General features: G+C 48.2%; 19 protein-coding genes (1 of these 19 cut by a window edge). 4 read left to right on the top strand and 15 right to left on the bottom strand.

The features are described from left to right. From DHL47_RS00220 to DHL47_RS00155, 14 genes are all read right to left on the bottom strand, one after another. On the bottom strand, window positions 1-3,101 hold the start of the coding sequence (locus tag DHL47_RS00220) for a ZmpA/ZmpB/ZmpC family metallo-endopeptidase (RefSeq protein WP_209550478.1). The gene continues 6,100 nt to the left of window position 1, outside the view; the window shows 3,101 of its 9,201 coding nt (coding positions 1-3,101); its start codon is at window positions 3,099-3,101; the stop codon falls past the left edge of the window. A gap of 205 nt (window positions 3,102-3,306) precedes the next feature. Further along, window positions 3,307-4,380 carry a hypothetical protein gene (locus DHL47_RS00215; protein WP_209550477.1) on the bottom strand — a complete coding sequence of 358 codons (1,074 nt, stop codon included), beginning with the start codon at window positions 4,378-4,380 and terminating at the stop codon, window positions 3,307-3,309. Continuing rightward, complete coding sequence (locus DHL47_RS00210; protein ID WP_209550476.1) at window positions 4,367-6,850, bottom strand: phosphoenolpyruvate synthase; 2,484 nt, start codon at window positions 6,848-6,850, stop codon at window positions 4,367-4,369. Before DHL47_RS00210 ends, DHL47_RS00215 begins: the two co-directional genes overlap by 14 nt. After that, window positions 6,850-7,749: a UbiA family prenyltransferase gene (locus DHL47_RS00205; protein ID WP_061423395.1), complete on the bottom strand. Its 900-nt coding sequence runs from the start codon at window positions 7,747-7,749 to the stop codon at window positions 6,850-6,852. Before DHL47_RS00205 ends, DHL47_RS00210 begins: the two co-directional genes overlap by 1 nt. Then, window positions 7,734-8,606 (bottom strand): phosphatidylserine decarboxylase, encoded by an 873-nt coding sequence (locus tag DHL47_RS00200; RefSeq protein ID WP_128837194.1) that lies wholly within the window; start codon window positions 8,604-8,606, stop codon window positions 7,734-7,736. The genes DHL47_RS00205 and DHL47_RS00200 overlap by 16 nt, the downstream gene beginning before the upstream one ends. Next, a complete protein-coding gene (locus tag DHL47_RS00195) occupies window positions 8,599-9,231 on the bottom strand; it encodes a CDP-alcohol phosphatidyltransferase family protein (RefSeq protein ID WP_209550475.1) in 633 nt (210 codons plus the stop codon). Before DHL47_RS00195 ends, DHL47_RS00200 begins: the two co-directional genes overlap by 8 nt. Further along, complete coding sequence (locus DHL47_RS00190; RefSeq protein ID WP_209550474.1) at window positions 9,218-11,713, bottom strand: PEP/pyruvate-binding domain-containing protein; 2,496 nt, start codon at window positions 11,711-11,713, stop codon at window positions 9,218-9,220. The genes DHL47_RS00195 and DHL47_RS00190 overlap by 14 nt, the downstream gene beginning before the upstream one ends. A 14-nt stretch (window positions 11,714-11,727) precedes the next feature. After that, a complete protein-coding gene (locus DHL47_RS00185; protein ID WP_209550473.1) occupies window positions 11,728-12,318 on the bottom strand; it encodes a CDP-archaeol synthase in 591 nt (196 codons plus the stop codon). 448 nt (window positions 12,319-12,766) lie between these two features. Further along, window positions 12,767-13,912 (bottom strand): FtsX-like permease family protein, encoded by a 1,146-nt coding sequence (locus DHL47_RS00180; protein ID WP_209550472.1) that lies wholly within the window; start codon window positions 13,910-13,912, stop codon window positions 12,767-12,769. Window positions 13,913-13,915: 3 nt separating this feature from the next. Further along, window positions 13,916-14,596, bottom strand: a complete 681-nt coding sequence (locus tag DHL47_RS00175) for an ABC transporter ATP-binding protein (RefSeq protein ID WP_209550471.1) — start codon at window positions 14,594-14,596, stop codon at window positions 13,916-13,918. Window position 14,597: 1 nt separating this feature from the next. Continuing rightward, window positions 14,598-15,170: a TetR/AcrR family transcriptional regulator gene (locus DHL47_RS00170; RefSeq protein WP_209550470.1), complete on the bottom strand. Its 573-nt coding sequence runs from the start codon at window positions 15,168-15,170 to the stop codon at window positions 14,598-14,600. 108 nt (window positions 15,171-15,278) lie between these two features. Continuing rightward, a complete protein-coding gene (galE, locus tag DHL47_RS00165) occupies window positions 15,279-16,280 on the bottom strand; it encodes a UDP-glucose 4-epimerase GalE (RefSeq protein ID WP_209550469.1) in 1,002 nt (333 codons plus the stop codon). Between the two features lie 42 nt (window positions 16,281-16,322). Further along, window positions 16,323-17,804: a UDP-glucose--hexose-1-phosphate uridylyltransferase gene (gene galT, locus DHL47_RS00160; RefSeq protein WP_209550468.1), complete on the bottom strand. Its 1,482-nt coding sequence runs from the start codon at window positions 17,802-17,804 to the stop codon at window positions 16,323-16,325. A gap of 226 nt (window positions 17,805-18,030) precedes the next feature. Then, window positions 18,031-19,209, bottom strand: a complete 1,179-nt coding sequence (locus tag DHL47_RS00155; protein ID WP_209550467.1) for a galactokinase — start codon at window positions 19,207-19,209, stop codon at window positions 18,031-18,033. A gap of 124 nt (window positions 19,210-19,333) precedes the next feature. Between DHL47_RS00155 and DHL47_RS00150 the strand changes: the two genes are divergently transcribed. Then, on the top strand, window positions 19,334-19,471 hold the full coding sequence (locus DHL47_RS00150; RefSeq protein WP_209550466.1) for a hypothetical protein: 138 nt from the start codon (window positions 19,334-19,336) through the stop codon (window positions 19,469-19,471). Between the two features lie 119 nt (window positions 19,472-19,590). Here DHL47_RS00150 and DHL47_RS00145 read toward each other — a convergent pair whose 3' ends face one another. Further along, window positions 19,591-21,756, bottom strand: a complete 2,166-nt coding sequence (locus DHL47_RS00145; RefSeq protein ID WP_209550465.1) for an alpha-galactosidase — start codon at window positions 21,754-21,756, stop codon at window positions 19,591-19,593. Between the two features lie 102 nt (window positions 21,757-21,858). Between DHL47_RS00145 and DHL47_RS00140 the strand changes: the two genes are divergently transcribed. From DHL47_RS00140 to birA, 3 genes are all read left to right on the top strand, one after another. Next, window positions 21,859-22,716 (top strand): AraC family transcriptional regulator, encoded by an 858-nt coding sequence (locus DHL47_RS00140; protein ID WP_209550464.1) that lies wholly within the window; start codon window positions 21,859-21,861, stop codon window positions 22,714-22,716. An 82-nt stretch (window positions 22,717-22,798) separates the two neighbouring features. Beyond that, window positions 22,799-23,800 (top strand): LacI family DNA-binding transcriptional regulator, encoded by a 1,002-nt coding sequence (locus tag DHL47_RS00135; RefSeq protein ID WP_209550463.1) that lies wholly within the window; start codon window positions 22,799-22,801, stop codon window positions 23,798-23,800. A gap of 13 nt (window positions 23,801-23,813) precedes the next feature. Continuing rightward, window positions 23,814-24,749, top strand: a complete 936-nt coding sequence (gene birA / locus DHL47_RS00130; RefSeq protein ID WP_209550462.1) for a bifunctional biotin--[acetyl-CoA-carboxylase] ligase/biotin operon repressor BirA — start codon at window positions 23,814-23,816, stop codon at window positions 24,747-24,749. Window positions 24,750-24,752 lie beyond the last annotated feature (3 nt).

The raw sequence follows: 24,752 nt of genomic DNA, 5'->3' as shown, positions 1-24,752 counted from the left end.
TGTGGCTTGGCCGTGCCGACCTTGACGACTTGCATCACTGGCGCCTGTGTTTCGACATTAGACAGCTCCTGACGGTCAACTTCCTGACCATTGGAGCTGTAGACGCGGGTCGTAATCGTCCGCTCGCCCTCTACGCCCGGAGTGGCAATCTCGCGGGCACCTTGCACTAACTCGTCGGTTTCCTCCTCACGAATAGCGAATGTGATTTTCTCTACACGCATTTCGTCAGTATAAGTCAGCGGGTACTCTGGCAGAGCGTCCGCTTGCGGTGCATCATTGGGCACCAGACTGGACTTGGCCGTGCCGACCTTGACAATCTGGGTCACAGGGGACAGCGTTTCGACATTAGACAGCTCCTGGCGGTCGATTTCCTGGCCGTTGGAATTGTAGACGCGGGTCGTAATCGTCCGCTCGCCCTCTACGCCCGGAGTGGCAATCTCGCGGGCACCTTGCACAAGCTCGTCCGTTTCCTCCTCACGAATAGCGAAGGTGATTTTCTCTACCCGCATTTCGTCAGTATAAGTCAGCGGGTACTCTGGCAGAGCGTCCGCTTTTGGTGCCTCATTGGGCACCATGTTTGGCTTGGCCGTACCGACTTTGACGACTTGCGTCACTGGTGCCAAGGTTTCTGCATTGGACAGTTCCTGACGGTCGATTTCCTGGCCGTTGGAATTGTAGACGCGGGTCGTAATCGTCCGTTCACCTTGCACGCCCGGAGTCGCAATCTCGCGGGCACCTTGCACAAGCTCGTCGGTTTCTTCCTCACGAATAGCGAAAGCAATTTTCTCTACACGCGTTTCGTCAGTGTAGGTCAGCGGGTACTCTGGCAGGGCGTCCGCTTGCGGTGCATCATTGGGCACCATGTGTGGCTTGGCCGTGCCGACTTTAACAATCTGGGTCACAGGGGGCAGCGTTTCGACATTAGACAGTTCCTGACGGTCAACTTCCTGACCATTGGAGCTGTAGACGCGGGTCGTAATCGTCCGCTCACCTTGCACGCCGGATGTTGCAATCTGGCGAGTGCCCTCAGCTAATTCATCAGTATATTGCTCTTCAATATCGAAAGCAATTTTCTCTACCCGCGTTTCATCAGTATAGGTCAGCGGGTACTCTGGCAGGGCGTCCGCTTTTGGTGCATCACTTGGTACCAGATTTGGTTTCCTTGTTCCAACTTTGATAATCTGATTGACTGCTGCAAGGATTTCTTCATCTGATAAAACTTGACGGTCAACTTCCTGGCCGTTAGAGGTATAGATGCGGGTTGTGATAGCTCGCTCCCCTTGTACTCCAGGTGTGACAATTTGGCGGGTCCCCTCAGGAATGTCATCTGTATACTGCTCTTCAACTGAAAAATCTATCTTTTCTCGTCTTGTTTCATCCCTTGCAGTCAGCTCTAATTCTGGCAATTCTTCTACTGGAGCAGTATCTGGAACAGCGCCATATTCAGTCGCTTCTGCTATTTCATGAACGGGTGCTGTATCAGGTGCGGTTCCATACTCGGTTGCTTCCGGAACTTCATGAACGGGTGCTGTATCAGGTGCGGTTCCATACTCGGTTGCTTCCGGAGCTTCATGAACGGGCGCCGTATCAGGTGCGGTTCCATACTCAGTTGCTTCCGGAACTTCATGTACTGGAGCAGTATCAGGAACAGTGCCATATTCGATCGCTTCCGCTATTTCATGAACGGGCGCTGTATCGGGCGCGGTTCCATACTCAGTTGCTTCCGGAATTTCATGTACTGGAGCAGTATCAGGAACAGTGCCGTACTCGGTTGCTTCCGGAATTTCATGTACTGGAGCAGTGTCAGGAACAGTGCCGTATTCGGTCGCTTCCGCTATTTCATGAACGGGCGCAGTATCAGGAACAGTGCCGTACTCGGTTGCTTCCGCTACCTCATGTACCGGGGCAGTATCGGGCGCGGTTCCATACTCGGTTGCTTCTGGTATTTCATGCACAGGCGCAGTGTCTGGAACAGTGCCGTAATTGGTTAATTCAGGCACTTCTTGGACAGGTGCTTCTTTTGGCACATAATTGGCCGCCGCAGTGCCGACCATGATGATTTCCGAAACAGGTTCGGCAGTGACTTGGTCAGAAATCAGCTCACTCTTCACAATTTGCTGACCAGCGCTGTAGTTGCGAGTCACGACTGTCCTCGTACCTGCAATACCCGCACGAATCACCTGAGACTTCCCCTGGGCCAGCTGATCCGAATATTGATACTCAGTTTGATAAGGCAAGCTCTGAGTCTGGGTGGTATCGTCACTTGTGATTTTCAGCTCGGGTACTTCATGGGTAGGAGAAAGCCGGGCAAACTGGCGTTCTTGAGCAGCAATAACTTCCTTTTCTTGCTCAGTCAGTTTTTCCGATTCATCAGTGACCGCCGTATTGGCCGTGCCAGTATTTTCTGGCTGGATAGCTGGCTGCTGATCCACTTCGACAGCTGACCATTCCTTTTGAACCGCAGGAAGCTGATGGCTTCCTGTTTGAGCTCCCTTGTCCTGCTCACCGCTCTTCAGATAGCCGATATATTCAAAGCCAGTAATATCCAAAGGCTCAGGCAGCTTGTCTCCCACAGCCAAATTCAGCCTTTGATTATAAGCAGCCAATTCAATATTGGTCACTGCAAAGACAGAAGGAGCCAGAAGGATCGAGCCCAGTCCTGTCACCAGCAAAATCGAAGACAGGTATCTCTTGCCATTTCTGCCTCTAGCGATGACCAGAACCGCCAAGGTCACTCCTGCAACTGCGAAGGTCGCTTCCCAAAGTCCTGAGTAGCCTGTCCGCGGCAGATTTTCCGATGAAATCCCCTGAGTCTTTGGACGGTAGACCAGATAATACGCATCCGCACTTTCCTCCACAAACTTTGGAAGTTCCTTCACAACTGCACTTTTCTCAGCTTCGGTCAGCTCTGACTCTACTACATAGTGATAATGGACTGGGACGGATTTATCAGCCGAAACTTCTGCAGCCTCGACAGTGCTGACATTCCCCCCTATGGCAGTGCTCAAAAAGAAGCTTCCAATCGTAGCGGAAACCAATCCTACTGATAATTTCCTAAAAGAATAGCGCTGGAGTGTATCGCCAGTGACTCTTTTTTCCATAAAATTCCCTTTTCTTTATAAAATAATCTCTTTCAAATTTTACTGGATTTTCACTCAAAATTCAATCCTTTTGCTTAAAAAAATATCTTTTATCCCTAAAAGTATTTCATTTTTGAACAGCTGAAAAACAACTGTTCATTTTTCAATACCAAAAAAAGATTCCGCAAAGGGAATCCGATGAAGCAATATTTTTTTCTCTCTGTAATCAGCTGTTTAAATCCTGTTCAAAAAGACCATACTCATGCTTCTTACCCTGCAGTTCTGCTGCATAATGGCGGGTGACTGTCTTTTGATGAATCAAGGCTCCGATAGCTGAAGCCTGTCGCTTCTGTGCTTCTTTAAAAATCGGATAGGCCAAGGCAGAGCCCAACCCCAAGAATTGCTCATCTACTCCTAGATACATAATCGTATAACGTTTTGCAAAACGCTTGGTCCAAAAAAGCTTGGCTAGGTTAAGCGGAGTCAGTTTTTGATAAACCAGAGAACCGTAGTCCGGCATGGCAATCAGAAAACCAGCTAGCTTGCCCTCCTTATAGGCCAGCTTAACCATAGAAAAATCAAGAATATACTGGTATTTTTGAAAAATCTGACTGAACTGCTGACTAGAAATTGACCGATAAATCGGAAAATCTTGATAGAGGCGATTGAGGAGCTCAAAAACCTGCAGCGAAGCTTCTTCCCACTCCTGCTTCTTTGGAGAGCAAATGGTGAAATCCGCTTCTTCAAAAGACTCAAAGCGATGAGCCAGCTTGTCCTGATGAGTTTGATTGCTGACCTTGGGATAAAAATTGGATAGATAGCGCTCCTTGATCTCAAAACCAGCTTCCTGCCATAGCTGAGGATAATAGGCTGGATTATGAGGCTCCCCTGTAAAAGGGAGCTCCTCTGTTCCAGTCAGCTGCATTCGATAACCCAGCCAAAAACTTGCCTGTACGGGACCGATAATCCTGCTAGCTCCGAGACTGCGAGCAAAACCTGCTAAATGCTCGATAAAAGCAGATGCAATCTGTTGATCATTGATCGACTCGAAAAATCCCAAGTAAGCAGCCTCATCATCTGGATAGAAGGTCAGAAGCCCTCGAATACAAGGCCGACTGTCCACATAGCCAATAAAAGCATAGGTTTCTAAGTCAGAACTCAGCGGGTGACTGCCCTCAATCAAAGCCAGCTCTTCCTCTTCCGACTGCATGAGGTGGTCTGGCTGGTAAATCTGTTTGGGCAGGGCTAGAAAATCGTCCAGCTCTGTCGTATTAGGTTTGACTGGTTTAATTTCCAGCATGGTCTTCCTCCTTGATCAGTCGAATCTTGCCAGTAAGGCCATCCATCTCAATCCAATCACCGTTTTGCAGCTGGCTGCAGGCACCTCTGACATTTACAATGGAAGGGATACCCAACTCGCGGGAAATAATAGCTGTGTGCGAGAGCAAAGACCCCTGTTCTGCAATGACACCCTTGGCTTGGGTCAGAAGATAAACCCAGCCCGGATCTGTCATCTTGGTCACGATAATCCGATCCTGAGCAGACTCAATCTCCTGCACATCTTCCACGACCAAAACCTGAGCCTTGACGCAGCCAGGTGAGCAGCCAATCCCTTGTAAGGCGTGATTAGCCGTATTATGACTGCTGGTGCGGTTTTGCGGTTTCAGGTATTTCTCAAAGACCTGTCCAGCAAAAACGTAGCGACTAAAGGTTGGAAGTTCCTTATCAGCCTCCATCTTTTCTCGACGCTCGGCTACCAAGCCACTAACATCTCTGGGCTTTCTGGTCAACTCAAACAATTCTTCCTTTGTCAGGTAAAAAACATCGTCAGGCGTAGCCAGCAGACCTTGCTCGACTAATTGCTGCCCAAGCGTTCGGAAAATCTGCCGCATCATGCCATAGATTCGTGTGCGGTTTAAGCGGGAGCTTTCCCGATATTTAACACCAGTCATGGCTCGCTTGCGAAGAAAATTCGTCCACCAGCCTGATTTTTGCACCTCTTCTTCAAGTTTCTGAGGTGCCAACTTCTTCTCCTCTTGCTGGCACATTTGCAGCAGGAGCTTGAGCAGACGCTCTGGGTGCGTTCGGAAGGTTGGAGTTTCTAACTTCAACTCTTCTGGAGCCCGATCACCAAATTCATGGATAAAATGGACTATTTCTTTGACCAAAGGATGCTGGCGACTTAGAAAGACTGCTGGACTTTCACTTGCCATGGCCTGTCTAATCGCTGCATTTTCTTCTGCTTTCAGCTGAGCTGTTAAAGCCTGCAGAGCCAAAGCCGGCCTCATACTTTCAATCTGCTCAATTCCTGCAATCTCAGCCTGAACAGCACCGCCACGACGCGACTTCTTCAGGAGTCCAGTATATACAAAAGCATAGAGATCATTGACCAGCGTAATGTCCCAGTGAGCCAGAATATCCTCTTTTAGCTTGCTGACCAAGCCAATCAAGGCCTCCGCATCTGCGTCGGGAGAAAAGCTCGCTTCGTATTCGCGCTGAATCTGGGCGAACTGCTCTTCCAATTGCCGCATTTGCTTGGGTGCTGTCCAAAATTCTCGGATGATACGGAGCATGATTTGCAGGCGTTTGAAAGCAGACAGGTGCACCGGCATCTGAGGTACCTCTGTCTCTCGAACGCCCAGCATATCCTGCCAGATAGGAATGATTTTCTTCGAAAAAGGCAGAAGCTGCAAGAGCTGATACCAGCTCTGAATCTGGTAATAAATCCGGCTGTTGACCGGCTGCAGCATATTTTGAAAGGTGGCTTCATAGGCAGCCAACTCAGGGGCATCCTTGCCAACCACGCGCTGGGCCAGACTTCGAAAAATGCTGGCATAAGCCTCTTGAATAAAGCTAATGGTCAGAGGACTGGAAACGCCCGGATAGCTCTCGACAATATTGCTGTTATCCAGAATAATCTGCTGTCCCTCTGGCAAGGTGGTAATAGGTCGTGCCTGCAAGAGATAGAGCTGACCATTTGCGAAGGTGAACTCCATATCCATATAAGGTCCGAAAAGCTGACTCACCTGACCAGCCAAGGCCTGTAACTCCGCAAGTTGTTCCTGTGATAATTCTGGTGAGTCCTTCGTCTGCTCTGTATAAAAGAGTTGGTCCTTGGGATGAAGCGTCACCATGGTTGTAGGAATCTTATCCTCGACAACCTTGTTGCCCAAGCCCCGACCGATGACAATGATGTGCTCGTTCAGAATGCCCTTGGGATTAGCTGTGAAGTAAATCCCAGACAAGCCTCCCTCCTGCATGACCTGCACAAGGCAAATCATCTGCGCTTGCTTCAACGATAGTCCTTGCTCAAATAGATAACTAAGAGTCGACTCCTGATAAAGAGAGAGCAAGGTCGCTTGGATAGCTTCTTTAAGTCCATCTGGCTTCACATTGAGCTGGCTCTCAAACTGACCGGCAAAGGAGGAGGCCTTCCCATCCTCAATGGTTGCTGATGAGCGAACCGCAAAGCGACAGTCTGTCTGAGAAAACTCCTGCCGAATCCAGTTTTCTGCTGCTGTCAGATCTTCCTGCGCAAACTGCTCTTTAGCCCAATCCTGCAATTGCTGACTGAGTTGGGACAAGTCCAACTCTCCAGACCGATAAGCTTCTTCCATCCGCTCCAAGTCAGCAGAGCTGGCAGATTCTTGAAAAAAGTCAAAAGCAAACACTGCAAAGTCAGGAATCGGCAAACCAGCAGCCTGCATTTTCAGCAAATGATAGGCCTTGCCTCCGACCTGGTCAAGCCCTGTCTGCTTGATTTTTTTCATCAAAGTACCCCCATCAAGAGATAAACAGCAACGGACAGAACCATGGTCGTCTCCGTGATATATGTATAACGCTCCACCCGCTCCCGGATATTAAAGCGAGTTGGATCCTTGATAAACTGCTCAAACTGGACAGTCATCCAGATGACATTCAGCACTAAGACCACTACTCCGACATGGGAAATATTCCAGAGAAGGGCGAAATTGGTCAAGATATCCAGCAAAGTCACTACCTCGATAAAACGAGTGGCTTTTTTGTAGCCAAAAAGCTTTGAATAGGTCACATACTCGGTCTCGTCTTTTGGCGCCCGAATCTTACGGCAGACTTCCCAGATCAGACTTGGGAAATACATGGTAAAGGCCAGCAAGACGGTCGGTAGGGACAAGAGAGGCAGATTGTACTTGTAGCAAACAAAAGAGATAGTATAGAGATTCAAAATCATCATGACTGGATTATGGGTCACTAGAGCCAGAGGCAGAGAATTTTGAATCTTGTCACGCTTGAAGAACCAGAAGGACATGAGAGTTCCGTAGATATAGAGAAAGAGGAACCAGCCGATATTGTTCATAAAGAGGATATTGAGAAGTACAGACACCGCTACGATAAAGCTGAGGGCAATAGCCAGGTCCTTCTTTTTAACCCGGCCAGATGGCAGAGCCCGATGAGGAAAGAGCCGCCTGTCGGTCTCATAGTCCTTGAAATCATCTGCAATCCGCAGAATCATCAGAAAGACAAAAATCGTAAAAATCCCAATCAACTCCTGATGGTCAAAGTGAAAGGTGGTCACTCCGTCATTGAGCAGAAGGACAAAATAAATCTCAAAAAACATAATGGCAGCCACAAAAAAGCGCGGCAACAAAGGAAACATTTCCTTATAATAAACAGCTAATCGTTTAAACATAGCTTTTCTCCAATCTTTTCACCCATTTGAATCTGGGTTTCTATTCCGAGGTCTGAGTAAGTCAAAATATCCTGATCCATGCGAATCGTGCCTTCCGGATAGAGGACAAGAATGGTTGAGCCGCCCAGACCAAAGCAGCCCTTCTCCTGTCCCCTGACCAAATGGTCCTGACTGTGATTGTATATTCTTCCGACCAAGAGAGCGCCTACTTCCATCTGCAGGACAGGTCCTAGGTCGGTATCTAAAAGACAGTATTCTCTTTTATTTTCCTTGTAAATCAAGCGCCACTTCTGGGCTACCTGCCTAACCGTATGCAAGCGGCCCTTGATTTTTCGACTTAGGGTAATTCTGCCGGATTCAGCAGCCAGATAGCGGTGCAGGTCTTCCACTCCCAAACGATAGACAAGCGCTGTTCCGCCAGTGAACAGCTGATCTAAGTCATCATCCAACAGTAACTCAGCTAGCCTGTATGTCTGCCCTTTAATCATCAGCTGCAAGTCCTGACTGATGGTAAAAACCTCTAACTTAGCATCCGCCACAGCCAGTACTTGACTATCAGAACAGACCGGACGCAGATTGGGCTTGATTTTTCTCTGGAAGAAAGCCGAGAAGCTAGAATAGGGGCCATCTTCATAGTCAGCTAGATCCAGCTGATAACTTTCAACAAAAGCTGCTATTTTCTTTCGAGAAAATGCAGTATAGTCTTTCAAAGTCAGAAGATAAGACAGGCTAGGTCGGGTCAAGATAGGCAATAGGAAGCGACCCCAAGCAGTACCATAAAGCTTATCTAACAGCCCCGCCTTGTATTCTGTCGGTTCCACTACTTGGCCAGTCTTTCTCTGATAGACCTTAACCATGCGGGAGAACCCCCAGACCAATCAGACTTGCAACAGCTAAAATTGCAAAGACCAGATAGGCCAGCTTATTGGGCTTGGGAATACGGCAGTTGTAGACAAATAGAAAGGTCAGCAAAAGAGATAGCCCCAGCCACACCCAAGCAAAGAGACCAGGTGCCAGCCATTGACAGACCAGATAGGTCAGAGGAAAAAATAGGGCACTGTAAGTCACGGGCAAGCCGATAAAATAGGAGCTCGATCCTTCATCATGCTTAGCCAAGCGGTTAAAATGCGCCAAGCGCGTAACTGCAGCCAAGACATAGAGGACAGCCAAGATGATATTGGCCGCTCCCAAGGGCAGCTGAGTCATGAGGAGCAGCGCCGGGAGAGCCGCAAAGCTAATCATGTCGCAGAGCGAATCAATCTCAATGCCAAAACGCTTCTGACTTTCAGTCCGCTTCATCCGCCGCGCCACCACGCCATCAAAGAGGTCACAGATACCGCTAACGATAAAGGCCATCATGGCCAGACGCAGCTGGGACTGAATGACGGCATAGACTGCCAACAGTGCAAAAGCGGCGCCCATATAAGTCAGGATAACAGATTTATCGTATTCACCGATAAACAAAGGTTTATTCTTTTTCATGAATTCTTATTTCTCCTCTTCTTCCATCTAAAGTAACCAGCATGCCAGTTTCTAGCAGCTGAGTTGCATTCTTGGCGCAGACCAGAGCTGGAATCCCGCATTCCCGAGCGACAATAGAGGCATGACAGAGAACTCCGCCGTACTCTGTCACAAGACCGCTCAGAATACCGAAAACATAACTCCAACCCGTATCTGTATAGCGAGTGACAAGAATTTCTCCCGGCTCAATCGTCTCAATATCGGCCAAATCCAAGAGCACTCGAACCCGACCGGTTACCTGACCGCTGCTGGCTGGCATTCCCGTCAGCAGGGCCTGACTATCATGGGCCCCCTCTTCCAGGCTCATCTCTTTGTCAGTCAAATCACCCACTGGTTCAAAATTTCGATAGGCCTGGCAATAATGCTGATTACCTGCTGCTTCTTCTTGAAGCTGGTCGGCAGTCTTTTGCCCTTCCATAAAGGCAGTCAGACTTTCTTTCTTAATGTAAAAAACATCTTGAGAATCTTTCAGAAAGCCTTGCTTTTCATAGGCTCGGCCGAGTTTGAGGCTAATCTGACGAATGAGGTGGTAATAACGCGTGGAAATGTCCTTGAACTCCTCTCGCCACCAGAGCAAGTTCCGCAGGTCTTGACTGATTTTTTCTATCTTTTTCTGCTTGACTTGAAATAGATGGGCAAGATTCAGTTTAGACTCTGAGACAGGACTGAGCGAAGCTTTGGCCGCTTGGTAATAAGCTGTATCAGCAACCAACTGTTGGACCGCTGTCAGAACCTGATGAGCATCTTCTTCATAACTAGGCACTCGCAAGTCCAGCTCCCGTGTCGAGTGATAGCCAAAAATCTTTTGAAAATCCTGAATCTTGATAAAATCTGCTCGCTCAGGATATTGTGCAGCCAGTTCCTGCAACTCTTCCACCGATAACTTCAGCCAATCGTCTGTCAGTTTCTCCTCTGCCAAAATAAGATCCGCAGCTTCCAGCATTCGAGCCAAAGGCTTGGTATGAGAAACATTTCCCAACTTAGCTATCAGTTGGAAAAATTCATCAACCGTCAGCCATTTGAGTAGACTGGTCTTTTTCATAGACAGCTGGACCGTATTGATGTAGGCCTGCCAGAAATAAGTTCCCTCACTGTCTAAATAAGCCTGATTTAGCACTAACAGCCAAAGACTCTCGACTTGCTGGAGCGGGCTTTGGTCGTTCAGTTCTCGTATTTCTTGATTTAGGCGGTTAAATTGCTGGCGCAACTCTTGCAGCTTGTCTGGCGCCTGATGCAGAAAGGTTTTAGTTACTTTTTGTGTTTTTAAAGCTACCCGCAGGAAATTCAAGAGCAAGGCTGGACTTAATTTGTTGGTAAAACCTTGACCTTGGTAGTCTTTATTAACTCCCAGCTCATCATCAAAGTCTCGCTCAATATAGCCTGGAATCTGCTCCATACCTTGCTTGACCACTCCTAAGTTCCAGAAAGGCCGAGCATAATGCAGGCGCATCAGCGGCGGCATCACACCATCTGGCTCTAGGCCAATTGCCAGCAAAAAACTGGAGAGTGCCTCTTGCCAAGAATGGCGGTAAAGGCTCCACATCAGATTTGGACAGGGCTGGGCCGCCACGCCACCATCCCGAAAATTCGCCGTCGTCCAGCGGCCACTGTCGATTTTAGTTGGTACTGTCGTGATGGGCCGAGCCTGCAGTAGATAAACTTGCTCTTGTACGGTACACCACTCAATATCCATCGGCCGACCAAAATACGCCACAATCTCCAACACCAGTTCATGCAGCTTCTGCAAGACTGCCAGAGGGATTTCAGTCTTTTCAAACTGAAGCCAGTCTGGCTTGTACCAAGCAAGAGCTAGCTGCTCAGGATTGACTTGACCGCTAACCAAACTCTCAGCCGAGCCTTTTACATACTCAAGCAGCATAGACTGGTCCTGATTAGTCGCCACATCTAGGGAAAAGCAGACACCGCTAAAGTCAGGCTCTATCTGCTCCTGAATCAGCACTGCCATGGCAAAATCCTTCTCTGCCAAACCCTGACGCTGCCAGTAGGCCAAGGCTTCAGGATTAAAGAGTGAAAGCAGACAAGAACGAATGCCCTGCTCAATTTCTGACAGTGTCCGGCAATTGCCAATCGAGTCATACTGCCCAGCAAATGACATGGTCTGCCCGTCTTCTAAAAGGGCACTGCTGCGAACGATATAAGCTTGATTTTCCTGACAAAAGTATGCTAACTGCTGTAGCCAAGCTAGCTCCAAGGGATAATGCTGCAAACGCTCCGCAATTTCCTCCTTACCCAAATGAATTAACTCTTTAAGTCCCTCTTTTGAGTATTCTGGCAGAGCTGCGCTTAGCCAATCCATTACTTGGTCCGCAGACAAAATCAAACCATTAGGAACCGAATGCCCCAGCTGACAGAGGCTGATTAACTGATTTATTTTACCGCCATAGACGGCCGAAGGCTCTTTTTCCAGCCATAGTTCTTTCATCAAAAACTCCCATCTCACATACGATTTTTTCTAAGCTTAGCCCAGTAGAGCAGACGATTGACTCCCAGATGCGTGCCTGCCCCAAGGATTAAAATACCCAACATCTGCTGCCAAGACAGAGGGATATAGAAAAGCAAGAAAATGATACAGCCAATCAAAGAATCAATCTGGTCTATCCAGATAAAAGTCCATTTCCAGCCATTCTCCGCCGTCTTGCCCTCTCTTATTTCCAACCGGCGCTTGATAAAGCTATTGGGCAGCTCAAACAAAACATAAGCCAGCCCTAAAAGAGCCCCAAGCACTAGATTAAACAGCAAGGTATTTTCGTAGAAAGCATAAACCAAGTGCAGCTTCTCTAGAGTAGGAATACACTTTAAGAGCAACCCCCAAAAGATCTGCGCCAAAGCTCCCCAGACAATCATGCCCAAGAAACCTTTCCAGGTCTTGTTAGCCCCAAAAAGCCTCTTCCCATCCTTTAAAATCAGCCCAGCATCCATTGGCCGATAAGCCGCCTCTAGCAGTGAAGACTTGCAAAAGATCATATTCAGAACTCCAGCCAGAATGACCGGCATCAGGGTGATATATAAGGCAAGAATCGAACGCATACTTATTTCCTATTCTTTTTATGAAAATCAGTTTGAAAAGATTAAGAGACTTCTCAAACTTTTATGACTTCATTATATCATAAGTCTCTAAAGCCCTTACAAAACAAACGGTCAACAATTGTCTCATCTGATAACGGCGCAAAAGATTCACTCCCAATCCCTTCAGATATACTAATAACTAGTACTAACTAAGGTTTTAAATAACATAGCAACCAATCTTTCTTTTAGTAGACTTGTTTGGAAAACGTATCCTGAGTCAGTCCGCCTTAAGCGGCCGGCACGCAGGCAAACGACTCCGTCGGTTCATTGCTAAAGGAAAAGCTAGCGAAATGGAGAGGGGATTGCAGTTAATATTGTAAATAGCAAACAGTTCGATTCATGATTTTTTCCAAATGATAGCACAAAAAGGCTTTCACACTATTTTTTTCTAGTGCAAAAGCTGTCAATATTATTCAGCCAGCATAATCTCTTTGAGACTCAAACGATGAAGATTTTGAATATGGTATCGGACTAGGCTTTCATAAAAAATGACAAAGAGCAGAAAAACAAAGGCGCAAAGCTTTGGATTAAAAGTATAATCAGGAACGCCTGCTACATCTTTTGCAAGGAATTGAAGTAATAGTTTCATCAGCATATATTGATAAAGCGTCCCTAAGGCAAAGCCAATATAAGCAAGGATTCTGTATTTAGACAGAATAACATGATTGCATTCCTTTTGGCTATATCCAAAAGTTTTCATCAAAACTAAAGCTCTTTTATTTTCCTGCATGAGTGTTCCCAAAGAAAGCAGTAAAATGGAAGCAGCTAAAGCCAGCCCAATTCCTATCATCATCATTTGAATACTGCCATCAATGAAGTCTTTCATTCCAAATGAAAGCTGCATCATAGCAGCAAAGGAAAAAGCAGAAAAGAGTACAAAGAAAATCAGCATTTTTCTGTGATAAAAGTTAGCATGGCTTAACTCTTTCAGAAATGGTCTCTCTTTTTGAAGCCTATGACGTTTTGGTTGTGCACCACTATCTTCTATTCTTTTCAGAAGATAGAGACTGGGACGATTTAGTTGGACTGCTGCATAACCGATGGCTACAATTGCAAAAAGAATCGTCGGTAAAAGGACAAAGCCTAAAAACAATTCTCCATGAAAATGAATGTCAATATTCGGCAGTATGGATTTTTGATTGCGCAGCTCATAAAAGTCCTGCATCCATACGAAAGAGGCTGCAAAACCAAGCAAGCTGCCAATAAAGACAGAAAAACTAAAAATCCAGAAATGCTTGGCTAATTGGATATTCTGATAGCCAAAGGCTTTTAAAATTCCTAACTCCTCCTTATGGCTGTCAATAAACTGCTTAATATAGAAAAAGAGCATCAAGAGAGCAAGGAGCGACAAAACTCCACCACTGATTAAAGAAACAAATTTAGCAAGAAGCAGCTGCGCATCATAGTAAGCTAGGGCAGGAGCAGATAATTCTCTAACTTCCAACTGTTGAATATCCAAATAAAAATTCGCAAATAAAGTCGATACTAAAACTGCACAGAAGCTGATAACAGCCACAACCAACAATTTTCGTACATCTTTGATACTAATCACCATCGCCTACCACCCGATTTTATCTGCATTTTTAGGATGTTCATTGACAAGAATCTCTTGAATCTGCCCGCTATTTACTTTGACAATCGTATTTGCCATCTGAGCAATCTGCTCATTATGAGTCACCATAATCAAAGTAAAACCGAACTTTTCTTTCATTTGAGAAATATACCGAAGGATCTGCCGTCCAGTTGCTTCATCCAAAGCACCTGTCGGCTCATCCAAGAAAAGCACTCTGGGATTCTTGGCGAGGGCTCTGGCGATTGCCACACGCTGCTGCTCCCCACCTGATAATTGACTAGGATAGTGGTGAAGCTTTTCCTTCAATCCCACAGCTTCAATTACAGACAAATAATCATGATTATTAGCTAGATGAGCTCCCATTTTGACATTTTGCTGGACTGTCAGCTGAGACAGCAAGTAATATTGCTGAAAAATAAAAGCCGTATTTTCCTTACGAAACTCTGTCAACTGACTCTCTGACAAAACTGCTATATCTTTCCCATCGTACAAGACTTGACCCTGATCCGGCTTTTCTAATCCCGATAAGATATTTAATAAGGTCGATTTTCCTGAGCCAGAGGCCCCCAGAATCACCAAATAATCCCCTTGACAAATCTCTAAATCAATTCCTTTCAGGACTGCCGTTGACCCAAAGGATTTTTTAATACCTTTTAATGCAATCATCTCATTCTCCCGTGATTTCCTTGAGGAAGGCTGTGAATACTTCTGTCAGCAAGCCTGTTATTTCTTCCGCTGAAAAGCGATAAATCCCTGCAGCGGTCATACTGGCAATGCCATGTGAATAGATAAACAGGTGCTGGTATAATCGTTCTGACAATTCTTTTGATAATCCATATTCTTCTTGTAGAGACGCAATCATCTTGTCATAACTATAATCTTTTACTGGTAAAAATTCAGAAAAAGCTCGAATAGGACGCTCTGGCTCATTCATAAAAATGAGTTGAAACAATTTTGGTTCTTCCGCTGCAAACTGAATATAAGCAAGCCCAACTGCTCGGAAAGCCTTCTCTTCTTGCAGAGCTGTCTGCACTCGTTCCACAAACATTTCCTCGGCCGCAATCACAATGGCGTGCGTCAAAGCTTCCATGTTTTCAAATAAACCAAAAATGACCTTTGATGAAGAGTCTAACTTCGCGGCGACCGAGCGAGCAGTAATTCCTGCTATTCCTTGCTCACGGACAATAGCCAGACAAGCCTGAAGAATTTCTTTCTTGTTAAATTTATTTCTCGGTGGCATCACTTCTCCTTTTGGAAACAATTGTTGCGCAACGGTTGTTTTATTTCATTTAATCACAATGTCCTGAAAAAAGCAAGAAAAAATCGGCTGTTCCGCCGATTTTATACATTAATTTCTGTCATCATAACCCTTTGGATGGCTGGAATGCCATTTCCAAGCAGTTTCGATGATGGTTTCGATATGGTCATATTTGGGCTGCCAGCCCAGCACTTTCCTTGCTTTTTCAGAGGAAGCAATCAGCGTATCCGGATCGCCCGGACGCCGCTCTGCTATTTCCAGAGGAATGGGATGCCCGGTCACTTTGCGGGCAGCCTTGACAATTTCTAAGTTGGAGAAGCCTGTTGAAGAGCCCAGATTGAAAGCAGCCGATTCATGGCCCTGACGCAGATAGTCCACTGCCAGACTGTGGGCCTCTGCCAGATCAAAGGGATGGACATAGTCCCGGACATTGGTCCCGTCCGGCGTATCGTAGTTGTCGCCAAAAATGGAGATGGTATCGCGCTTGCCTTGGGCCACTTGGAGAACGATGGGCAGGAGGTGGGTCTCCGGTCCGTGGTCCTCTCCGATAGAGCCGTCTGGCTTGGCGCCCGCCACATTGAAATAGCGCAAGGCCACAAACTTGATGCCGTAAGCCCGGTCAGCCCACTTCATAATAGTCTCCATCATGAGTTTGCTTTCCCCGTAAGGATTGATGGGCTGCTGCGGTGTCGTTTCTAAGATTGGAATTTCCTGCGGAACGCCGTAGGTTGCCGCCGTTGAGGAAAAGACGATATTCTTGACACCGACTTCATTCATAACCTCAAGGAGGGCTACCATACCGGCCGTGTTGTTATCAAAATATTTCAGCGGGTCAGCCATAGACTCGGCCACGAGGGAAAAAGCTGCAAAGTGAATGACTGCATTGATGGATGGATGTTTGGCAAAGACGCTACGCATAAAGTCTCTGTCAGCCAAATTCCCCTGATAAAACAAGGCATCTGGATGCACTGCCGCCCGATGGCCGGTCACCAAGTTATCTACGACCACTACCTCTTCCTTGCCTGCTTCTACCAGACGATCCACCATATGAGAGCCGATATAACCTGCTCCGCCTAATACTAAAATTGCCATGTCTTTCCTTTCTCTTTTCACGATATTCTATTTTACCATACTTCAGGAGTTTATGCCGACTGCCTCGACAAAGCGCAGAAAAGCGGCCTGTCCTGCTGCTGTCTGCTTATAAACACCGGCATCCTCCAGCACGCGGCAGAAAATCTGACCGACTGATTGCTGGACTGTTTTTTCAGCATCATCCGCCGTCATCTGGGGATAAGCCGCTTTTAGCCCGTCCGCCCATTCCTGATGAATAGCCGCGACATGGTCACGCCGGCCCAAGAGAAACTCCTCCACTTCCTTAAGCTCTTCCTTGAGCCGCGGCGGTAAAATCGCCAGTCCCATGACCTCGATGAGACCGATATTTTCCTTCTTGATATGCTGGACATCGCTGTGGGGATGGTAGATACCGTCTGGATGCTCAGCCGATGTTTGATTGTCCCGCAGGACCAGATCCAGCTCAAAGAAACCGTCTTTCCTGCGGGCAATCGGTGTAACCGTGTGGTGCGGCTCACCATCTGACTCCGCCAAAATCTGCACGCTGGGATCCGAATAGCTGCGCCAGGTCTGAAGGATTTTATCCGCCAGCTCCACCAGCTCTGTCCTGTCAGCTGATCGGAGGCGCAGCACCGACATAGGCCACTTGACAATGCCGGCCTCCACGCCCTCAAAGCCTGTGAAAGTAAAGCTGCGGGCCAGCTCGGCTATTTCCATAGGAAAAGTGTGACGTCCGCCCTGATAGTGGTCATGGGTCAGGATAGAGCCGCCGACGATAGGCAGGTCAGCATTGGATCCGGCAAAATAACCTGGAAAGGTATCGACGATGTCCAGCAGGCGCTCAAAGGTCAGCCGGCTGATGGCCATAGGGACATGCTGGCTGTGCAGGAAAATGCAGTGCTCATTGAAGTAAGCATAGGGCGAATACTGGAAGCCCCACTGGGTCCCAGCCAGATCAAAGCGGATAATCCGATGATTGGCCCGGGCCGGGTGATCCAGACGGCCTTGGTAGCCTTCATTTTCCATGCAGAGCTGGCAGGCCGGATAGGAGCTGGTCTTGGCTTTTTTAGCTGCTGCAATCTCCTTGGGGTCCTTTTCCGGTTTGGACAGGTTGATGGTGATTTCCAAATCGCCGTAGTCGGTCGGAGTCCTGAAAGCGATGTTCTTGGCAACAGCCTCGACCTTGATGTAGTCATTGCGCTGGCTGAGAGCATAAAAGTCAGCAATGGCCTGCTCTGGACTGACCGCATAAGCCATCCAGAAATCCCGATTGACCTGACTGGGGCAGGGGGTGATGAAGTCCATCAGCTCAGCTCCCAAGCTATCCTGCTCAGCTAGGGTCGGACCGATCTTGCCGGCTGCCAGAGCCGCTGCTACCAGCTCATCTTTCAGGCCGATCAGCCGATCGGCTTTGCTGGCCTGCTCAGCCGCTCCTTCTCCGACCAAAGCCATGATACGGTTTTTCAGATAAATCCGGTCCATTTCCTCATAAGAACTGTTTGAAATAATTGCCTCCGCAAAGGCATCCGCCAACTTCTTGGGCATAGAATTTCCTTTCTCCTGAAAAGGGCTGCATTTCTGCTATAGTCTTTTAGTTTGCTTCAGCCTATCATTTTGAAATAAGAAAATGATAGGAAGCGAGGTTTTGAGGTGCCAGATAAAGCTTCCGTTAGGAAGTGTCAGCTATATCCGCCTACGGCAAGCCGAGCTAAGGACCAAATAACAGATAAACTAAATGACGATATCAGCCTGAGTTCTCATTTAGCTCTCCTTAGTCCAGCACCCGACTGCCGCCGGCAATCTCCGCTATGTAAAAGCTAGGGGCATAACCGACAGCCTCTTGGTAGGCCTTATCAACATTTTCCTTAAAAGCCTCTAGGGCATCCTTGCGGACTAGGGCAATGGCACAGCCGCCAAAGCCTGCTCCGGTCATGCGGGCTCCCAGAACGCCAGCCTGCTCCCAAGCAGCGTGCACCAAGGTATCCAGTTCCAGCCCGGTCACTTCATAGTCATGCTCCAAGGAGACATGCGAAGCATTCATGAGACGGCCGAACTTCTCCAAGTCACCAGCCTGCAAAGCTGCCTGTGCCTGCAAGGTGCGCTGGTTTTCCAGAACAGCATGACGGGCACGCTTGAGACGGTTCGCATCCTCAATCAGGTAGCTGTATTCGTCAAAGGACCACTCATCCAGCTCTCCCAGTGTGGCGATAGACAGCTTGCGATTGAGTTCTTCGACTGCCTTTTCGCACTCTGCCCGGCGTTCATTGTACTTGGAGTCCGCCAGTTCCCTGCGTTTATTGGTATTCATAATCACTACAACATTTTCTTGAAGGTCCAGCGGTACCAGGTCGTAGTCTAAGCTATTGGTATCTAAGTAGATAGCCCGCTGGTCAGCCCCCATACCGATCGCAAACTGATCCATGATACCAGAGTTGACCCCGATAAATTCATTTTCTGTCTGCTTGCCAATCTTTACCAAGTCCAGCCGCTCTAGCTGCAAATTAAAAAGCGTTTCAGCCATGACACCGATCAAGAGCTCCAGCGAAGCCGATGACGACAGGCCTGAACCATTGGGAATATTGCCAAAAACATAGACATCCATGCCTCGGTCAATCTGATGGCCTGCCTCCTGCAGAAAATGCAGAACTCCTTTGGGATAGTTGGTCCAGTTGTGTTCAGGCTCAAAGTGCAGGTTTTCCAGCGGCACTTCAATGATGCCTTTGTCTGCAAAATTTCCTGAGTAAAAGCGCAAGATCTGGTCATCACGCTTGCGGGCTGCCCCGTAAGTACCCAGTGAAATGGCTGCAGGGAAGACATGGCCGCCGTTGTAGTCGGTATGCTCACCGATGAGATTAATCCGCCCCGGCGAGAAAAAAGTATGGTCTGCTTCAGCATGGAAGATTTCCGAAAAATCTGCCCGCAGCTGCTCAATAGAAAGTGTAGCTGACATATGATAAACTCCTTATCTTTGGTTTTGAAACCGTTTTACTGTCTTTATTATAAAATAAGTCCAGTAAAACTTCAATAGTTTTAGTAAATATTTACTAGAAAATCCAAACAAGTGCTGTCTGGATTTGTTGAATCAAAATAAGGGATTAGAGCAGGCTCTGTTCGGTCTCTGCATCAAAGAAATGGGCCTTGTTGAGGTCGAAGCCCAGATCAATGCCGGCACCAGCCCAGCAGCCCCAGAGCTGTCACAGCAAGCGCACTGAAGAAACCGATTTTTTTATACCATTTCATAGCTTTCCCCTTTATTCTTTCATAGCCTCTGAAGGCTGATACTCAAAACGATGAGCCTTTCTGTTCTAATACCGGCAGCTTGGAAAGTCTCTCATGATTTCCTGATGAAATGCAGCTGTCTGCTCAGATAATCTCCCTCAGGAAGGGCCATGGTCAGACCGGCATACATGAGTTCCGCTCCCGAATAAACCGCTCCGGTTTCCTGCAGTTCATAGAAAGCATCCTCTTCCAAACCTTTCAGCTTCAAAGTCCTTTCCATGACCTCAAAAACAGACAAAATCCGGACGTAGGTGACGAGGACCTGCTCTTCATAGTTAAACTGCACAGCCGCTTCATTGGATCCCGATTCAGGATTGATGAGGCGGTACTGCTGCCCCAGCTGGACAATCGGCCGGATTTTCTTATAAAAAGCAATCTGCTGGGCAATTTGCTCTTTTTCCTCTGGGCTCAGACTGGTCAGATCCAGCTCATAGCCCAGATTGCCCATCATGGCTACATGGCCCCGCGTCGCAAGCGGAGTTATCCGATTCATTTGATGATTGGGCACGGCCGAGACATGGGCACCCATGGAAATCGTCGGATAAAGATAGCTGGAGCCGTACTGGATAGGCAGGCGGGCAATGGCATCACTGTTGTCACTGGCCCAGACCTGCGGAAAATAGCGCATCATGCCCAGATCATTGCGGCCGCCGCCGCCTGAGCAGGATTCAAAAAGAATATCGGGATGGTGCTCCGTCAGATAGCGGATGACCTGATAGAGCCCCAAGATATACTTGTGAGACTGCATCTGGGTCTCCAAGTAGCTGGCACCATTGCCCAGTTTGGTGATATTGCGGTTCATATCCCACTTGATGTAGTCAATATCATAGCGGCTGAGCAGGTGATCCAAGACCTGCTGGATGTGCTCCACTACCTGCGGATTGGCATAATCCAGTACCAGCTGATTGCGGGAATAGGTGTGGTCGCGGCCCGGCACCTGAATAGCCCAGTCTGGATGCGCCTTGTAGAGCTGACTCTCCACGGAAATCATCTCTGGTTCCAGCCAGAGACCGAACTTCAGCCCCTTAGCATGGATATCTGCAATCAATGTCTCCAAGCCGCCCTCTAGTTTTTTCTCATTGACAAACCAGTCGCCCAAGGCCCGGTTATCGTCAAAACGATTGCCAAACCAGCCATCGTCCAGCACGAAAAGCTCCAGGCCGACCTGCCGAGCCTCCTCAGCCAGATCCAGCAGCTTCTCCCTTGTAAAATCAAAGTAAGTCGCTTCCCAGTTGTTGATGAGAATGGGCCGCTCTTTGCGGGCAAAACGCTTAGGAAGGATATGATGCTGTATAAAATACTGGCTTTCCTGACTGAGCTTGGTCAGGCCCTGATCAGAATAGGTCACCAGAGCTGCCGGTGTGGAGAAAGTCTGACCGGCTGGCAGTTCCCAGGCAAAATTTTCATCATTGATGCCGAGGCCTATCCGAACCTCCCCCAGCTGGCTCTCCTGCACCCAGGCCTGAAAGTTGCCGCTGTAGAGCAGCTGAACAGCCCAAGCCTGTCCGGCATTTTCAGTCGTTTCAGCATCGCAGAGAATAAGGGCAGGCGTCTGCGCGTGACCGGATGCGCCGCGATTGGAGCTCACCTTAAAAATCCCCTGCTCCACCCGATGCCGGCGGACTGTTTTCTCCCGGGCATAGGATCCCTGCAAGGTCAGAACATCATAGTCCCCTGCCGGCAGATCAGCCATAAAGCTCAAATCACGGTGAAGCACGACCGACTGCCCGCCCAGATTTTCCAAGGACGAGTAGCTGGCTATGGTACTGCTGTCCTCAAAAGCTGTAAAATAGAGCGTCAGACGAAGCTGAGCAAAGGAATCCTCCAGAACCAAGGCCAGTGTCTCAGCATCTTCTGTGCTGTGGGGACTGGGCAGGTCCTCAAGCTCAAAACCGCCCTTGATGATCCGACTCTCCGCAAAGCGGAAGTCTGTGACTGCATTATTGCCATTTTGGATTTGGATGGAGGGCTGGCGAAAGTCCCCCAGACCGTGCTGACCGAAAATCTGCCGCTGAGTATCCAGACTAAAGGCCCGGTTGTCCGGTGTCGGATTGCCGGAAAAAGCATGGTCGCGCTCACATACTGTATTGGAAAAATGATAGCTCCCAATCTTTCGGCCCAAATGTTTGAGCAAAAGATAGCCGCCTCTTTCCTCGATAATGAGACTGGACTCCTTGCTGTTAATATAAAATAAGTTATTTTCTATTTTGATGCCCATTTTTCAACCTCCATTTTTACTAATATTTTACCTAATGAAACCGTTTTCTAAAATAGAATTTTGTTAGTAAGATATGGTAAAATGTTAGGTAGGAGGAAAAACATGGACTTTTTTTCAGAATATCAGACAGGCAGCATTGATCTGGGGCTCAGCTTCTACGGCTACGAAGACTGCCAGCCCGCTTATTTCTTCGGTCCGGCTATACGGGACACCTATATTTTGCACTATATCAAGCAGGGCCGGGGGCAGTTCCATTACAAAGGCAGGATCATGGACCTGCAGGCTGGCGATTTCTTTCTTCTCAAGCCAAATGAGCTGACCTTCTATCAGGCAGACCGTCAGGATCCTTGGTCCTACTACTGGCTGGGCATCAGCGGCAGCCGGGCTTTTGATTTTTTCAGTCAGTCTCAGATTGAAGATGACTGCTATCTGCTCGCTGGCAGAGATGCCGGTTCAGACTCTGCAGGAAAAATCATTGAGAATCTGGTCCATTTTGCAGAGCAGACCAAGTCCAGCCAGCTGGCCCAGCTCCATATCATGGGCCAGCTCTATGAGCTCATGTTTTGCTTAGGGAGCATTGCCCCCAAGCCTGACAGCAGCAAACTCTCTCCCAGCCGCCAGCTCTATCTCAGCTGCAAGCAGATTATTGATACCCAGTATCCCCTCCCCCAGCTCAGCATTCAGGAAATCGCCACTGAGCTGTCCGTCCACCGCAGCTATCTGACAACCATTTTCAAGAAGCAGCACCAAAGCTCTCCCAAGGAATACCTGCACCATGTCCGCATGCACCGAGCCAAGCAGCTTCTGGAAAATACCCGCCAGCCCATTCAGTTCATCGCTTATTCCGTTGGCTTTTCAGACCCCCTCTATTTCTCCAAAGCCTTTAAAAAATTCTTCAGCTGCAGCCCCAGTCAGATGCGGGGAAAAGAAAAGGCAGCTGAAAACATGTCTCTTTGCTGAAATTTACTAAATTACTTTTTGTTTTTTACTAACATTTAAGTTATAATAAGATTAGGACCATTCCCAAGAAAAGGACAAAAAGATGACGACGATTAAAGATATTGCTCAGGCTGCAGGCGTCTCTCCTGCTACTGTATCACGGGTTCTCAACTATGACCAGTCCCTGTCTGTCAGCGACCAAACCCGCAAAAAAATCTTTGATACGGCTGAGCAGCTCAACTACAGGAAGCTCAGAAAGAAAAGCAAGAAACAGCGGTCCCAGACCCAGCGCATTGCCATCATCGAATGGTACACCGAGCAGGAGGAGCTGGACGATCTCTACTACCACTCTATCCGCTTAGGCCTTGAAAAAAAAGCCCAAGTGCTGGGCTATGATATTGTACGGATTTTCAACAATGACTCGCTGAGACAGCTGGAAGAAGCGGACGGCATTGCCGCTCTGGGGAAGTTCAGCCCCAAGCAGATCCGCGAACTGCAACAGTTCCGACGGCCGCTGGTCTTTGTAGACAGTGACACGCTGAGCCAAGGCCACAGCTGTGTGACGACGGATTTTGAGCACTCTGTCATAGAGGTACTTGATTATTTCCTCGCTCAAGACCTCAGTGGCATCGGCATGATTGCCGGTCAGGAGCAGACTGCGGATAAGACTGTCCAGCTGCCAGACCAGCGTCTGACGACCTTCCGCACTTACCTGAGCGAAAAGGGCCTTTACAGACCGGATTGGGTCAAAGCAGGCCGCTTTTCCTCCGAATCCGGCTACCAGCTGATGAAGGAGCTGATCGAGCAGCAAAGTCAGCTGCCTCCTGCATTCTTTATCTCCAGTGACGCCCTGGCCGTCGGTGCTCTTCGCGCCCTGCAGGAGGCAGGGATTTCTGTCCCGCAGGAGGTGCAGATCGTATCCTTTAATGACACCTCGCTGGCCAAGTATATCTTTCCCACTCTCAGCACTGTCACCGTCTTTACTGAAGAGATGGGCCGGCAGGCTGTCAGGATTCTGGACCAAGAGCTCAAAAGCGAGACTGAAACCGTGCCTTATATGGTCAAGCTGGGCACCAAGCTGACCATCCGTGAAAGCAGCCGATAAGTTAAGGAAAACCATGAAAACATATGAAAAACTATTTCAAATCCTCCATCAGGCAGACGATTATGTCAATGGGGAGCAAATAGCCCAAGACTTGGGCATTTCCCGGACTTCTGTCTGGAAAGCCATTCAAACACTAGAAAAAGAAGGCGTCGTGATTGAGTCTGTCAAAAACCGCGGCTACAGACTGAAGGCAGGCGACCTGCTCATTCCCCAGTGGATTGAGCAGGAAGCACCGATAGCCGTTTCTTTCAATCCTGACTGCCAGTCCACCCAGATGGATGCCAAGGCCGGCATCGAAGCAGGCGCTGCAGCCGATACTCTCTATCTGGCAGCTGCTCAGTCAGCCGGCCGCGGCCGTTTCGGCCGGGCCTTCTTCTGCCCCAAGCAGGGCGGATTTTACATGTCCCTCCATCTCAGGCCAGACCTGCCTTTTGACCAGCTGCCTTCTTATACCATTTTAACAGCCGGGGCTGTTTACAAGGCTGTCAAAAATCTCTGCCTCATCGATGTGGACATCAAATGGGTCAATGATATTTACTATAAAAATAAGAAAATTGCCGGTATCCTGACCGAGGCCACTACCTCAGTCGAGACCGGTCTGGTTACCGATGTCATCATCGGAGTCGGCTTTAACTTCTCTATCCATGACTTTCCGGAGGACATCAAAGAAAAAGCCGGCTCCCTCTTCGAGCAGGAGCCGCCCATCAGCCGCAATGAACTGATTGCTGAGATTTGGAACTGCTTCTATGAGAGCGATCCGGAAGAACTGTTTTATCTCTATAAACAGCATTCACTGGTCCTGGGCCGGCAGGTGACTTTCAGCCAAAAGAAAACCGACTGCACAGGGCTGGCCAAGGACATCTCCAGCAGCGGCCAGCTGCTGGTCCAGCTGGCTGACGGCCAGGAAATCTGGCTCAGCAGCGGCGAAATCTCCCTGACCAGCTGGTAAAAA

Origin of the sequence: Streptococcus panodentis (genome assembly GCF_017884005.1) — a bacterium.
In the GTDB taxonomy this organism is placed as follows: Bacteria; Bacillota; Bacilli; order Lactobacillales; family Streptococcaceae; genus Streptococcus; species Streptococcus panodentis.
The sequence above is the reverse complement of the archived record's forward strand: the minus strand, read 5'-3'. Positions and strand labels throughout refer to the sequence as shown.